This is a genomic window from Bacteroidales bacterium, from assembly GCA_035299085.1.
Taxonomy (GTDB): Bacteria; Bacteroidota; Bacteroidia; order Bacteroidales; family UBA10428; genus UBA5072.
On sequence record DATGXG010000013.1, the window covers coordinates 129,790 to 142,045 of the forward strand.

Sequence of the window (12,256 nt, forward strand, 5' to 3'; positions counted from 1 at the left end):
ATGGTTAATTTTCACCATGAAATCTGACATGCCTTTGTTAAGGGTTATTCGCGCTTCTGCCGGTTCCGGTAAAACGTTTAATCTCACCCTGGAATATCTCAGGCTTTTGTTTGCCGAAAGCGATTCGTTTCTTCACATTCTCGCCGTTACGTTTACTAATAAGGCTACTGAAGAAATGAAAAGCCGTATTTTGTCAGAACTATTCCTGCTTTCATCCGGACAGCCATCGGGTCAGCTTGCCGGTCTTGCAGAAACCACAGGATTAAACGAAAAACAAATCCGCACAAAAGCCCTGGTTATTCTGAAAAAAATCCTTCACCGGTATTCCGGATTTTCTGTGACAACTATTGATTCGTTTTTTCAGCGGATTATACGTGGATTTACCCGGGAGCTAGGCATACAGGAAGGGTATTCGATTGAACTCGACACAGAAGTAGTTCTTGAAGAAGCTATTGACAGGCTTTTATTGCAGGCTGAAAATGACAAAGTGCTGCTTTCATGGCTTACCCAGTTTGCCGAGTACCTGATTGAAAAAGGAGAAAGCTGGAATATCAGGAACGGGATCTCCGATCTTGGCGGAGAAATATTCCGTGAAGAATTCAAAAGTTTAAATGACACATCGCTCAAAACTTTCAGTGATAAGGAAGTTTTAACCCATTACCGTACTCATCTGCATTCGATCATTTCATCTGCTGAAAAGCATTTCAAAGATTCCGGTGTAAAGGCAGAAAAGATAATTCAATCGTGTAATCTTACAGTTTCTGATTTTTGCAATAAAAACAGGGGGCCTGCAGGCTTCCTTTTAAAACTCAAAACTGCAGGATTCACAGAGCCAACAGCTACTGCCAGGGAGGCAGTTACCTGTGCCGATAAATGGCATACAGCCAGTTCACCAAACAAACATGCAATTCAAAAAGCCGCCGCTGAACTCATACCCATAATGCAGGAGGTGATTGACTACTATGACGAACAGGCAAGATATTATTTTACATCGAAGGTTATTCTGAAAAACCTGTATACACTGGGGATCCTTATCGATCTTTCAAACCTGGCCGATACCTGGTGCGCTGAAAACAACACGTTTCTGTTACCGGAAGCCCCGGTTTTTCTGAACCGTATCATTGACGGCAATGATACACCTTTTATATATGAAAAAGCCGGATGCTGGTATCATCACTTCATGATCGATGAATTCCAGGATACATCCGAAATGCAATGGCTCAACTTCAAACCTTTAATCAGCAACAGCCTTTCACAGAATTTTCAAAACCTGGCGGTTGGTGATTCCAAACAATCAATTTACAGGTGGAGAAACAGCAACTGGGACATCCTTCAGACACGCGTAAAAAGTGAGTTTTCAGATGATGTAATTGAAGAAATAACCTTAAAGGAGAACTGGAGATCGGGTAAAACCATCATTGAATTCAACAATCACTTTTTCAGCGAGGCAGCCGGAATTCTGCAGAAATATTTTGAGCAGGAAATGGAAGGTTCAGGTTTTAACAGGAATCTAAGTTCAATCGACAGCTTGTATGACGGACTTCTTCAAAAACCTGGAAAGCCGGGTTCTCCGGGATATGTTCAGATTGACCACATAGAAGAAACCGGGGAAGATTCATATAACGACACTGTTAATCAGTTTACAGTAAACCTTATTCATGAATTAACCCGGAAAGGATACCACTACAGAGACATTGCCGTCCTTACACGAAAGAATTCCGAAGCAAGAGATCTTACCGATTATATATTAATGAATTCGGGAAATAACGGAGAACCGGCTATCCGTGTAATTTCAGATGAGGCATTGCAGCTAGGCAGCTCGGTAGTTGTAAATACGATTATTGCTGTATTCCATTACCTTTCTGATCCCACGGAAAAAACAAACCGTTATTACCTGGGATCTTTATTACAGAATTACACTGCGAGTGATGTTCAATCAGAACAATGGATAATTCCGGATGAAATTTCAACCCTTAAATGGCTGTCTGCAGAGGAATTATCGCATAAGGAAAGTGTCTATTCGCAGTCCCTTGTTGAATTGACAGAAAAGATAATAAAGACACTGGGACTTGAAAAGCATTCAGGCGAACGCGCCTACCTGATGGCATTCAGGGATATCATTATTGATTATTCATCGAAAAAAGGAAGCGACCTTGTCCGTTTTCTCGAATACTGGAATGAGAAAGGCTATAAAAATTCAGTCTCGGCTCCTTCAGAACAGGACGCAGTAAGGATCATGACCCTGCATAAAGCAAAAGGTCTTGAATTTGCGGTTACGATCATCCCATACTGTAACTGGGAACTGAACTCCTTTAATAAATCCTTTCTCTGGTGTCAGCCGGAAGTCGAACCGTTTAACCGGTTGCCACTCTTACCATTGAATTTTACAAAAGAGTTAAAAAACACCATTTTTGAGCAGGATTATTTTGAGGAAATCCATAACCAGCTAATTGATAACCTGAATTTGTTGTATGTGGCATTTACGCGCGCAAAGGAAGCACTATACATATGCTGTAAACCCTGTGAAACAGAGCAGATGAAGACCGTGTCTGACCTTGTGAGGAAAATTGCGGGAAACAAAAACTTTAAAACAGGTGAGCTTAAAGGGTATGAATCGTCCGATAAACAGGAACGGTCAAAAGAAATCGATGATATACCCAAAGCCCCGGTTTCTGAAATACAGACGAGGATAAAAATTGCCTTCCAGGGTGACCTGCTTATTGATCCCGAAGTGAAAAAACCATTCAGGCCGTTAAATGAAGGAAAGATCCTGCATGATATTTTTAAACAGATAAACATTCGTGAGGATATAATCACCGCTGTAAACAAGCTCCATATGCAAGGTACAATTGCATCGGATGAGATTCAGAAATACATCCAGTTAATACAGCATGCCATGAATGACATCCAGGTTGCAGGTTGGTTCAGCGGCGACTGGCATATCATGAACGAAGCGGAGATTATCCTGCCTGAAGGAAAAACAAAGCGGCCTGACCGTGTGATGATTAAAAATAATCAAACCCTGATCATTGATTATAAGTTTGGCATGAAAACCGATGCTGTTTATGAAACCCAGCTCAGGGAATATGCTTCATTATTGAAAAGTATGGGATACAGCCATATAGAATCATACATCTGGTACGTTAAACTCGGTAAGATTATAACAGTTAATTGAAATTTTGCGAATTTCGCAGCATTATGGAATATTTATGGGGTAATAACAGGCGGTTTAATGCCTATTCTGATTATATGAAACGGACATTCGGCGGTCGGGTTCAGAAACTTACCGTTGATGCCGGATTTACATGTCCCAACCGTGATGGAACCCGTGGAACAGGAGGCTGCACCTTTTGCCTGAACGATGCCTTTAATCCATCCTATTGTGACAATCAGAAGAGTGTAAAACAACAACTTGATGAAGGAATTACATTTCATGAAACACGATACAAACGTGCGATCCATTACCTGGCTTATTTCCAGGCTTATTCAAACACACACGGTTCTTTGGAAAAAATGGCATCGCTGTATGAGGAAGCCTTACAAACCAATGGTGTCATAGGACTTGTGATCGGAACCCGCCCGGATTGCGTGGATGGTGAAAAGCTGGATTACCTGGCCAGGCTTGCTGAACGCTATCATATCATAATTGAATACGGTATCGAATCGGTATATGACAGCACCCTGAATCGGGTTAACCGATGCCATACATTTGAAGAAGCAGTTAAAGCCATAGAAATGACTGCTGAAAGAGGCTTGCATGCGGGTGGTCATATTATTTTCGGTTTGCCGGGTGAAAGTCATGAAGATATGATGGCAAGTGCCCCGATCCTGTCTTCTTTACCATTAACCAGCATTAAATTTCACCAGTTGCAGGTTTTCAGGGGGACACGGATGGAACAGGAGTATATAGATCATCCGCAGGAATTCAATTTTTTCAGCCAGGAAGAGTATCTCAGCTTTATAGCTGATTATATTGAAAAGTTCAACCCCCGGATTGTAATTGAAAGAATTGCAGGTGAAACTCCTCCCCGTTATGCTGTCATAAGGCCATGGGGGCCCAGGTATGACCAGATTCTTGCAGAATTTGAAAAACTACTGGAAGCAAGGGATACATGGCAGGGAATATATTTTAAATAATAGGCCAGGAACATCAGGTGCCCGATCAACGTATACATTTCGGGCAAACATTAAACAAACTGGCTATGAAATACAGAAAATTCGTTACAGGAAGCCTTGCTGTACTCATTTTGGTATCTTCGGTAATAGCTTGCAGTTCCGCTAAAGATGTAGAAGAACGGCGTAATTTCATGATGCCTAAGAAATCGGAAATGTCGCGCAATTCAAGATACAAGGAACCCGGTAAAAGAAAAACGAATAACAGCAAGTCACACCGAAGCAAAAGCAAAAGCCTTTTTTAATCAGGTATTAATCAGCATATACCTGATCATATAATATATTATCAGAATTATTATAAGGAATACAAAAAGGGAAATCAGGATGTACATAGGCATAACTGATTTATGCGAACTTCTTCCTGAATACCTTCTCTTTATTTTCACAGAAAGAAAATCAAGATCATTCTGAATAATGCCGGTCCGTGGATGTCTCTTGTAGCCTTCAAGCGCCTCGGAACAAATGAGGCAATGGCGAAGGTGATCTTCCACCTTTGCTTTTTCGGCAGGACGCAGCGAGTTCTCCAGGTACCTGCTGAAGGTTTGGGAATTAAGACATCCGCCTGGATTGAAAAGTCCTCTATATTTCCGCGTTTCCATCCTGTTTGAGTAAATAGTTTTTCAGATTCCTCTTGCCGTTTTGTATATGGCTTTTCACCTCATTCATTGTAAAGCCTGTAATACCCGAGATATCCCGGTAGCTCTTATCATCCAGGTACATCAGCCTGATACAGGTGGCCTGTTCATTGTTGAGCTGGTCAACTGCAGATAGAATAATCGACTTGCTATATTCAAGTTCGTCCTCTTCGGAACCGTATTCAGGAAATTCGATATCATCACCTCCGGCATGTAATCCCGTTTTAGCCCGCTCAAATGACCCGGTTTTACGGATATTCATAAGGCAATGATTACGGGCCACTGTGTATAACCAGTTTCTGAAATTCGTAACCCTATGAACGGTGAGTTTATGGAACAGGCTTTCAAAAATTTCCATAACCGCATCTTTGCACTGGTCAGAGCCCTGAAGGTAGTTCAGACAGATACCATATACAAGGTGAGTATACCTGTCAAAAAGAATAGCTATGAGTTCTTTATTTCCGTCATCAAGGTAGGCGGAAACCAGTTGCTCATCCGTCATTTGCTCCCAGGACGGGGAAGCAGACCGTTTTTTAAGTTTAAGAAACATGAGAAAATGGCAAATCATTCAAATTTAATTGCAAAAAGAAAAAATCGGGCTGATTTATGGAATTTATTTCAACAAGGCATCTATTAATTGAAAACAAACTCAATTATTTCACTAACAACCGCAATTATGAAAACACAACCCGACAACAGAAAGCCGGAAACCCTCGAGGACATAGTCTTCGAAGGCCGGAACAAGTCCTACGGGGCTTACGACATGAACCTGAAAAAGAGAAAAAGCCTCGTTTTTGCTTTTCTTGTATCGCTGACAGGAGTATCCACCGCTGTTGCAATTCCTTTTATCAATCAGCTCAAAAATCCATCAGAATTTCTTAAAGGACTGGAGCACAATACTCCTGTTGAGATAGCCAATATTGACGATAAACAACCTGATATTCCCAAGCCACCCGAACCTCCTCCAATTGAGAATATGGAAAAAACAGTAGTCTATTCAATTCCTGATGTAGTTGAAAAAATAGAAGATCCCGACTTTGAATTTACGACTGAAACCATTGATAAGGCCACATTTAATCCCCCTCCTGATATTGAAATTCCTGTAAATCCCAATCCAGGGAATGACGGGATTGAAGAACCTGTTGAAACTGTGGAACTTTTTCCCCAGGAACCGGCAACGTTTATGGGTGGTGACCTGAACGAATTCAGCAAATGGGTTCTTCAAAATGTTCAATATCCCCAGGAAGCAGTAGAGGCTTCGATAAGTGGTAAAGTTATTATTGAGTTTTGTGTTAATTCGAAAGGAAAGGTTGTTGATATAAAACTTCTGAGAAGTCTCTTCCCAGGTCTTGACAATGAAACAATCAGGGTTATTGAAAGTTCTCCGGTGTGGACCCCTGCCAAACAAGGCGGAAGACCGGTTAAACAGCGATTCACCATTCCGGTATTCTTTAAATTATTATAACACTGCAGCAAGGGCTGCGTTTTTCCCCAATTATTCACTTCTGGGACCCGGCTCAAACCGGGTCTTTTTTTGTATTTTTGAAATAACAAACACTTTTCATCATGAAAAAATCAGGCCTTCTCCTGTCATTATTATTTGCCGGAATCAGTTTGTTCAGCCAGCAACACCGCAGTGTAACTGAATTACTGGGTTACCCGGCCGACACTAAGCTTCTCATTATACACGCCGATGATATCGGGCTGTCGCATTCAACCAACATGGCTGTAATCAACGCTTTTGAGAATCAAAGTATCACATCGGGCGCTGTTATGGTGCCCTGTCCCTGGTTTCCTGAATTTGCAGCATATTTCAGGGAACATAATTCTCTCGATATCGGAATTCATTTTACATTGAATTCTGAATGGAAGTATTACAGGACAGGGGGCGTATTGCCTTCAACTGAAATCCCGAATCTGCTTGACAAAGACGGTTATTTGTTTCCGACAGTAGAACAAGTTGCCCTGTTTGCCAGACCGGAACAGGTTGAAAAGGAGCTGCGCGCCCAGATCGACAGGGCGATTGCAATGGGCGTGAAGCCAAGTCATCTCGACAGCCATATGGGAAGCATGTATGTGAACCCTGTTATTTTCAGAATAGCTGTAAAGGTTGCGAAGGAATACGGACTTCCAATCTCCCTTCCTTTTAACCTGCTGGGTCCGGTTGCTCCTTTCCTGAAAAGCGAAGTCACACCGGATATGGTTGGCGTTGATAATTTTTTCATGCTTGATGGAAATGCAGTGAACGGCGACTGGATGAAAATGTATACCGATATTGTAAAATCGCTCAAGCCCGGTTTAAATGAAATTGTTGTCCACCTGTCGTACGATAACGATGAAATGAAAGCGGTGGCGATCGGACAGGAGGCTTATGGTTCAGCTTGGCGCCAGAAAGATCTTAACCTGGTAAACAGCCCGGAGTTTAAGCAACTGTTAAAAGACAACCAAGTTGTTCTTATGACTTGGAGGCAAATTCAGAAAGCGTTGTATCCGGAAAAATAGTAATAAGAATATAGTATTTTACGCCTGCGGCGTTTTGTTTCTCGCAGAGGCGCAGACGAGAGACTGCCTCACATAACAGAATGGTTCTACTTATTTAATAGTTCCCGGACAATAACAAAGCGGTATCCCCTGCCCTTCAGATCGGTGATTAGTTGATCGAGACGGTTATAGAATTTATCCTTGCGGCGTTTGTCAGTTCCGAAATGAGAAAGAAGTATAAAGCCATTGAGGCCATTGGCATCGGTTTGTTCCTTGCGGAGGATCCTTGCATAGATGGAATCGGATGAAATGTAGTTTATATCCTTGTCGGGATAGGTCCAGTCCTGGTTCGATGATGTGCCCGGCGTAAAATTGATCAGTGTAAGTCCATACTGGTTGCACCATTCAGCTATTGAATCATTATACCATTCATAGGGAGGCAGAAACAGCGATGTATGGGAAGGATCAATTCCGAATGCTGACATAGCATTGTAATTTGCCTGCAGGTCCTTAACAAATGCAGATTTATTCACAAGCAGGGAATCCCTGTTGGTCCAGTCGCAATACAGAAGGTGCTTGTTCGAATGACCGCCAAGGTAGTGTCCCTTTGCCTTCATAATTTTAATATCAGAAGAGAAAGCTTTGTTCCTGTAAAAATCGCCGGTGAGGAAAAATGATGCTTTAACCTGTTGTTTATTAAGGGTTCTGAGAACTGTCTTAAGTCCCTCAGCCTGGTCATGACCTGTAAAAACAAGCGCTATCTGTTTCTTGTTCTGGTCTCCCCTTGTAATAGCTCCAAAACTCTTTTCGAACGAGGATTTTGAACTATCGGCGGAATGAGCCTCCTGTTCTTTGGCTGATAAGTAATATGTGAAATCGGCAGTTCCGTCCATTGTAGGTTCATTGGTGGAGTAATCCGCATAATCGTCGTGGTAGACTCTCAGGGTTGATTGAAATTCATTGTATTCATCAGGATGGACCATTGCCAGGCCCTTCAGATTCCTGAAAATCGAAGTGTATACCGGCCCGTCAACCAAACCGCCGTCAAGCTTATATCCTTTAAGTACTGAAAGGGATGAATGGGGATCTGAGGGAGTGTCGCCATAACCAGGCAACCCGACAACCATGCTTGTTCCCCAGGGATTGCAACCGAACAGCCAGTCGCGCAACGCAGCTTCCATTCTCACATATGTACTGTCGCCGGATATTCCGGCATACAAGTGACATTGGGTGATCATGGCAACAGTCAGGTTGTTTGAGCACCATATACCCGGGATGCCATTTAAAAACGGATTTTTCACTGCTTTTTCATATACCCTTTCTATTCCTGCTTTCCAGTTGTTTTTGAATTCTTCAGAATATGATTCATCCGCTGATTTTCCGATAACCCAGTGACCCACATTTAAAAAGGGATACCATTGGTAATGCCTTGCAGTGTCAGCACCCATCCACGGTGTAATTGCTTCCTGCCGGCCATACTTTACCGCATCATCAAGATAGCGTCGTTCATGAGTCAATTCAAATAATGCTGCCCCAGCCAGTTCCATATCATCAACCCAGTTGTCTTCCTCATAGAAATAAGGAGAAACACATGGTGCAGTCTGACAGGCACCAGGATTTGACTTGCCGTATTCCCATGCCTGAATTGCTTTCTTTTTTAGCAAGGAAGCCAGTTCCGGATCAAATTTCTCTAAAACTATGGCGCCGGTGGCAAATGCAGAAGCAAACTTACCTGCTGTGGAAGCTATACCCGTTGCCCGGTTCTTATAATCAAAAATACCCTGAACCTGTCCCGTACACAAATACACAGGCCTTTCGAGTCCTTTTCCATAGCTTGCCCTGTCTTCATTGGGCAGTCTGAATCCCTGGTGGTCCCTGTCATCCGCAACCTGGTTATACATTTCACCGCTGTCGGGATTCATTTTAACAAGCCATTGCATTCCCCATAAAATCTCGTTGATGATATCGGGCACATGGTCGGCACCCGGCTCACCGTTCGCCTTAAACCGGTCGCCAAAGGCATCCGGATTCTGCCGGTAAGCCAGCAGCATCTGGTATACCGCATTGGCCGATGTGGCTGTATATTGAAGGTAATCCGTAGCATCATGCCATCCTCCGGTAACGTCAATATGTGCTGAATCCTTTTGCGGGTTGTATATTACATAGCCATCATGGGTATGACATGAATCATGCAGGAAAGGATTATACCCGCATCGCTGCTGGCGCATATAGTTCAGAATAAAATCTGCGGTGCCGTCATAGACATGATCTGAAATATTGAACACGGGAGAAACACAGTTACCTGCCCTGATATAAACGGAACCCTGCTTTGTAAAATCGCTAAAATCAAGACGGAAACTACTACTGAACGATCCGTATTTTCCATAAGATCTGATTTTATCGGAAGAATACACAAGTTTTCCGCTTAACGCCTCATGGATTTCAAAATTTACGGGTTGAATAATATCCTTGCTCACCAGCACGGCTTCCTTAATATCTTTCGGGAGATAACCAAGCTGATTAACTCTTATCCATGTCTGTGCCCGAATAACGGTACACAACAAAAATATCAGTAATAAGGAAGCACTAAATTTTCTCATGAGCAGAGATGTTTTTAGAACGATTGTACTCGAGAATCAGGGCTGATAGTATGATCACCTCGCCGATAACAAACAATATCCAGTTAAATTTTGAGGGAACGTAAGATTGAAGTGCCTGCTGGTTTATATCATATTTCAATAAGGATGAAAACGAATAATTCCTTGTCATATAAGAGCCAAAATCCCAGACAAACGAAAGAAACATAATGAAGGCACCTCCGAAGACAAGCCAATAGCTCTTTAGTGAAGGTCTTAAAAGATCTGTAAAAATAATCAGCAGTGCCATTAGGATCATAGTAATTGACGCAATGACAGGAGTAAGGACAGGACCCGTCCATACCATCGGTATCAGGAAAAGTATATCCCATGTTAGCAATGATTCAGGCCAGTTAACAAGAAGTTTAAGAAACACATAATAAAATATATCCCAGATTGCAAAGCAATAGATAAACCAGGCAATTCTTTTTATAAATGTGTTCCCTGACAGCCATGCTATGGTGAAAAGCATGATCATTGTGCATGCTTCTCTCAGGATTTCGGTTATTGCAATACTGCCCGGCATGGATACCATTGGAAAACGGAATCCCGACGGGTAATAGATCTCCCTGAGATAAACCACCACAGCGCTTTCGAAGTAACCCATGGCGATGCTGAAAACCGTAAGCCATGCAAGTGTTTTAAATTTTTCCTTTACAGTCATTTCTGGCCCTTTCACTTCAAAAATAAGAAGAATTCGTTGTTTTATTTATTGCATACTTTAACTTTGAACAGCAATATAGTCATATGGTTAATCGTTTGAGATGATAAAAATCCTGATGAGATTCACGGCAACAATTATTATCTGGCTGATGGTTTCAACTGCTTTGCAGCTGCAGGCACAAATTGTTGCCCAGCCTGAAGCGCCGGTATTGTATTCAGTGAGCATAGATCCTGAAACGGGATTCATAATACTTAGATGGATTCCACCCGGAAAAGGCCCCGTAATTGATTATTACAAAGTTGAAGAAATACGTGAAAATGGAGCCTCCACAGTTTTAATGACAAGAATATATGACACAATGGCTGTACTCACATATGATCTTCCGTTATTTCAATCTGTGGGATTATTAATTGTCGGTGCACAGGATGATGGAGGCGACGGATATGACGGAGACTGGAGCAACATTGACAGTACCATTTTTTTAAAAACCACCTATGATACCTGTCAATCCATGATATCGCTGGCCTGGAACGATTACAATAGCTGGAGAGGCTCTATCGCACAATATAACATATACAGGTATATGTCTCCCGGAATGTACGAGCTGATCAGTACAATCCCTGGAGGAACAAATACCCTTGAGCTTCGCAATCTTTTGCCAAATGTTACGTATGATCTGTTTGTTGAAGCAGTGAACAACGACGGAAGAACATCCACTTCAAACCGAAGAGTTGTAGAAACGCGTATGCCTGATATGCCGGTTGCTGTAAATGCGGATTATGCCACGATCAGTCCCGGTAATTCAATCCAATTATCCTTCTCGGTTCAGGGACCAACAGGCATGACAAATTACGATTTGTTGCGCAGCAGCACTTTCGACGGAAATTATTCAAAGATAGGCACGATCAATACAGCAGATGCTCAGTTCGGGTACACGGATGATGTTCGGTTTACTTCCAATGTACAATACTATAAAATTCAGATCATCAATGATTGTGGCGTGGCTGCCATTGAATCAAACCGGGCGAATAATATCATACTCAAAGGATCATTCATCAATATGCTCTCATCGCTGGAATGGAATGAGTATCGCGACTGGAGTGGCGGAGTTGAAGCCTACAGGGTTACCCGGACAATAGGACGCACTAACCCGGACACAGTTATAGTATATACCGGTGGCAATACATTTCTGAGTGATGATGTTGGTAGTCTGATAAATTACACAGATCCGGCTGAAGGACTGATTTGTTATAGTGTGGAAGCCACCGAAAATATGAATTCGCTGGGAATAAAGGGACACAGTATATCGAACAAGGTATGTTTTTCAGTCACACCAGAAATCAGAATGCCTAACGCGTTTATTCCGAATGACCAGGAACAGTTAAACCAGGAGTTCGCACCTGTATTTTCATTTTTACCGGAACATTATGAAATGACCATTTATAACAGGTTAGGATTGAAAATATGGGAAGGAACGGGACCCTGGGATGGACGGGCAAACGGAAATTACGTACCTGAAGGGGTTTACCTTTATTATCTGAAGGTTTTCAGTTACACATCCGAAATCACTGAGTTGAACGGGAAAGTAACGGTTCTGTACCGCTAATCAGGCATAATCACAACATTACAAAAAGCTTGATTTTTTTGCTAATTTTGTGATCCTACAA

General features: G+C 42.2%; 10 protein-coding genes. 6 read left to right on the forward strand and 4 right to left on the reverse strand.

Annotation, left to right across the window (positions count from 1 at the left end; all coding sequences use genetic code 11):
- Positions 1-16: 16 nt before the first annotated feature.
- The 3 genes from VK179_02930 to VK179_02940 all read left to right on the forward strand — a co-directional run bounded on the left by VK179_02930 (position 17) and on the right by VK179_02940 (position 4,418).
- Positions 17-3,175, forward strand: coding sequence for a UvrD-helicase domain-containing protein (locus tag VK179_02930; GenBank protein HLO57665.1), 3,159 nt, complete (start codon positions 17-19; stop codon positions 3,173-3,175).
- 23 nt (positions 3,176-3,198) lie between these two features.
- On the forward strand, positions 3,199-4,137 hold the full coding sequence (locus VK179_02935; protein ID HLO57666.1) for a TIGR01212 family radical SAM protein: 939 nt from the start codon (positions 3,199-3,201) through the stop codon (positions 4,135-4,137).
- A 65-nt stretch (positions 4,138-4,202) separates the two neighbouring features.
- The gene (locus tag VK179_02940) at positions 4,203-4,418 is read left to right on the forward strand and encodes a hypothetical protein (GenBank protein HLO57667.1); all 216 of its coding nucleotides are present in this window, start codon (positions 4,203-4,205) and stop codon (positions 4,416-4,418) included.
- Here the strand turns inward: VK179_02940 and VK179_02945 are convergent, their stop codons facing one another.
- Complete coding sequence (locus tag VK179_02945) at positions 4,419-4,772, reverse strand: hypothetical protein (GenBank protein ID HLO57668.1); 354 nt, start codon at positions 4,770-4,772, stop codon at positions 4,419-4,421.
- Entirely contained in the window at positions 4,753-5,376 is a 624-nt protein-coding gene (locus VK179_02950; GenBank protein ID HLO57669.1) for a sigma-70 family RNA polymerase sigma factor, read from the reverse strand. The genes VK179_02945 and VK179_02950 overlap by 20 nt, the downstream gene beginning before the upstream one ends.
- 108 nt (positions 5,377-5,484) lie before the next feature.
- Here VK179_02950 and VK179_02955 point away from each other — a divergent pair, with 108 nt between their 5' ends.
- Together VK179_02955 and VK179_02960 are read left to right on the forward strand one after the other, a co-directional pair.
- Positions 5,485-6,273, forward strand: coding sequence for an energy transducer TonB (locus tag VK179_02955; GenBank protein HLO57670.1), 789 nt, complete (start codon positions 5,485-5,487; stop codon positions 6,271-6,273).
- A gap of 101 nt (positions 6,274-6,374) precedes the next feature.
- Positions 6,375-7,310 carry a polysaccharide deacetylase family protein gene (locus tag VK179_02960; GenBank protein ID HLO57671.1) on the forward strand — a complete coding sequence of 312 codons (936 nt, stop codon included), beginning with the start codon at positions 6,375-6,377 and terminating at the stop codon, positions 7,308-7,310.
- Positions 7,311-7,396: 86 nt separating this feature from the next.
- Here VK179_02960 and VK179_02965 read toward each other — a convergent pair whose 3' ends face one another.
- Together VK179_02965 and VK179_02970 are read right to left on the reverse strand one after the other, a co-directional pair.
- Complete coding sequence (locus VK179_02965; protein ID HLO57672.1) at positions 7,397-9,889, reverse strand: glycoside hydrolase family 9 protein; 2,493 nt, start codon at positions 9,887-9,889, stop codon at positions 7,397-7,399.
- Positions 9,876-10,589 carry a hypothetical protein gene (locus tag VK179_02970; protein ID HLO57673.1) on the reverse strand — a complete coding sequence of 238 codons (714 nt, stop codon included), beginning with the start codon at positions 10,587-10,589 and terminating at the stop codon, positions 9,876-9,878. The genes VK179_02965 and VK179_02970 overlap by 14 nt, the downstream gene beginning before the upstream one ends.
- A gap of 100 nt (positions 10,590-10,689) precedes the next feature.
- Here VK179_02970 and VK179_02975 point away from each other — a divergent pair, with 100 nt between their 5' ends.
- Positions 10,690-12,195, forward strand: a complete 1,506-nt coding sequence (locus tag VK179_02975; GenBank protein HLO57674.1) for a gliding motility-associated C-terminal domain-containing protein — start codon at positions 10,690-10,692, stop codon at positions 12,193-12,195.
- Positions 12,196-12,256 lie beyond the last annotated feature (61 nt).

Excerpts from the sequence above, each read along its gene's own strand:
- VK179_02930 (HLO57665.1), top strand. The coding sequence starts at position 17 with ATGAAATCTGACATGCCTTTGTTAAGGGTTATTCGCGCTTCTGCCGGT.
- VK179_02935 (HLO57666.1), top strand. The coding sequence starts at position 3,199 with ATGGAATATTTATGGGGTAATAACAGGCGGTTTAATGCCTATTCTGAT.
- VK179_02970 (HLO57673.1), bottom strand. The coding sequence starts at position 10,589 with ATGACTGTAAAGGAAAAATTTAAAACACTTGCATGGCTTACGGTTTTC.
- VK179_02965 (HLO57672.1), bottom strand. The coding sequence starts at position 9,889 with ATGAGAAAATTTAGTGCTTCCTTATTACTGATATTTTTGTTGTGTACC.
- VK179_02955 (HLO57670.1), top strand. The coding sequence starts at position 5,485 with ATGAAAACACAACCCGACAACAGAAAGCCGGAAACCCTCGAGGACATA.
- VK179_02945 (HLO57668.1), bottom strand. The coding sequence starts at position 4,772 with ATGGAAACGCGGAAATATAGAGGACTTTTCAATCCAGGCGGATGTCTT.
- VK179_02950 (HLO57669.1), bottom strand. The coding sequence starts at position 5,376 with ATGATTTGCCATTTTCTCATGTTTCTTAAACTTAAAAAACGGTCTGCT.
- VK179_02940 (HLO57667.1), top strand. The coding sequence starts at position 4,203 with ATGAAATACAGAAAATTCGTTACAGGAAGCCTTGCTGTACTCATTTTG.
- VK179_02975 (HLO57674.1), top strand. The coding sequence starts at position 10,690 with ATGATAAAAATCCTGATGAGATTCACGGCAACAATTATTATCTGGCTG.
- VK179_02960 (HLO57671.1), top strand. The coding sequence starts at position 6,375 with ATGAAAAAATCAGGCCTTCTCCTGTCATTATTATTTGCCGGAATCAGT.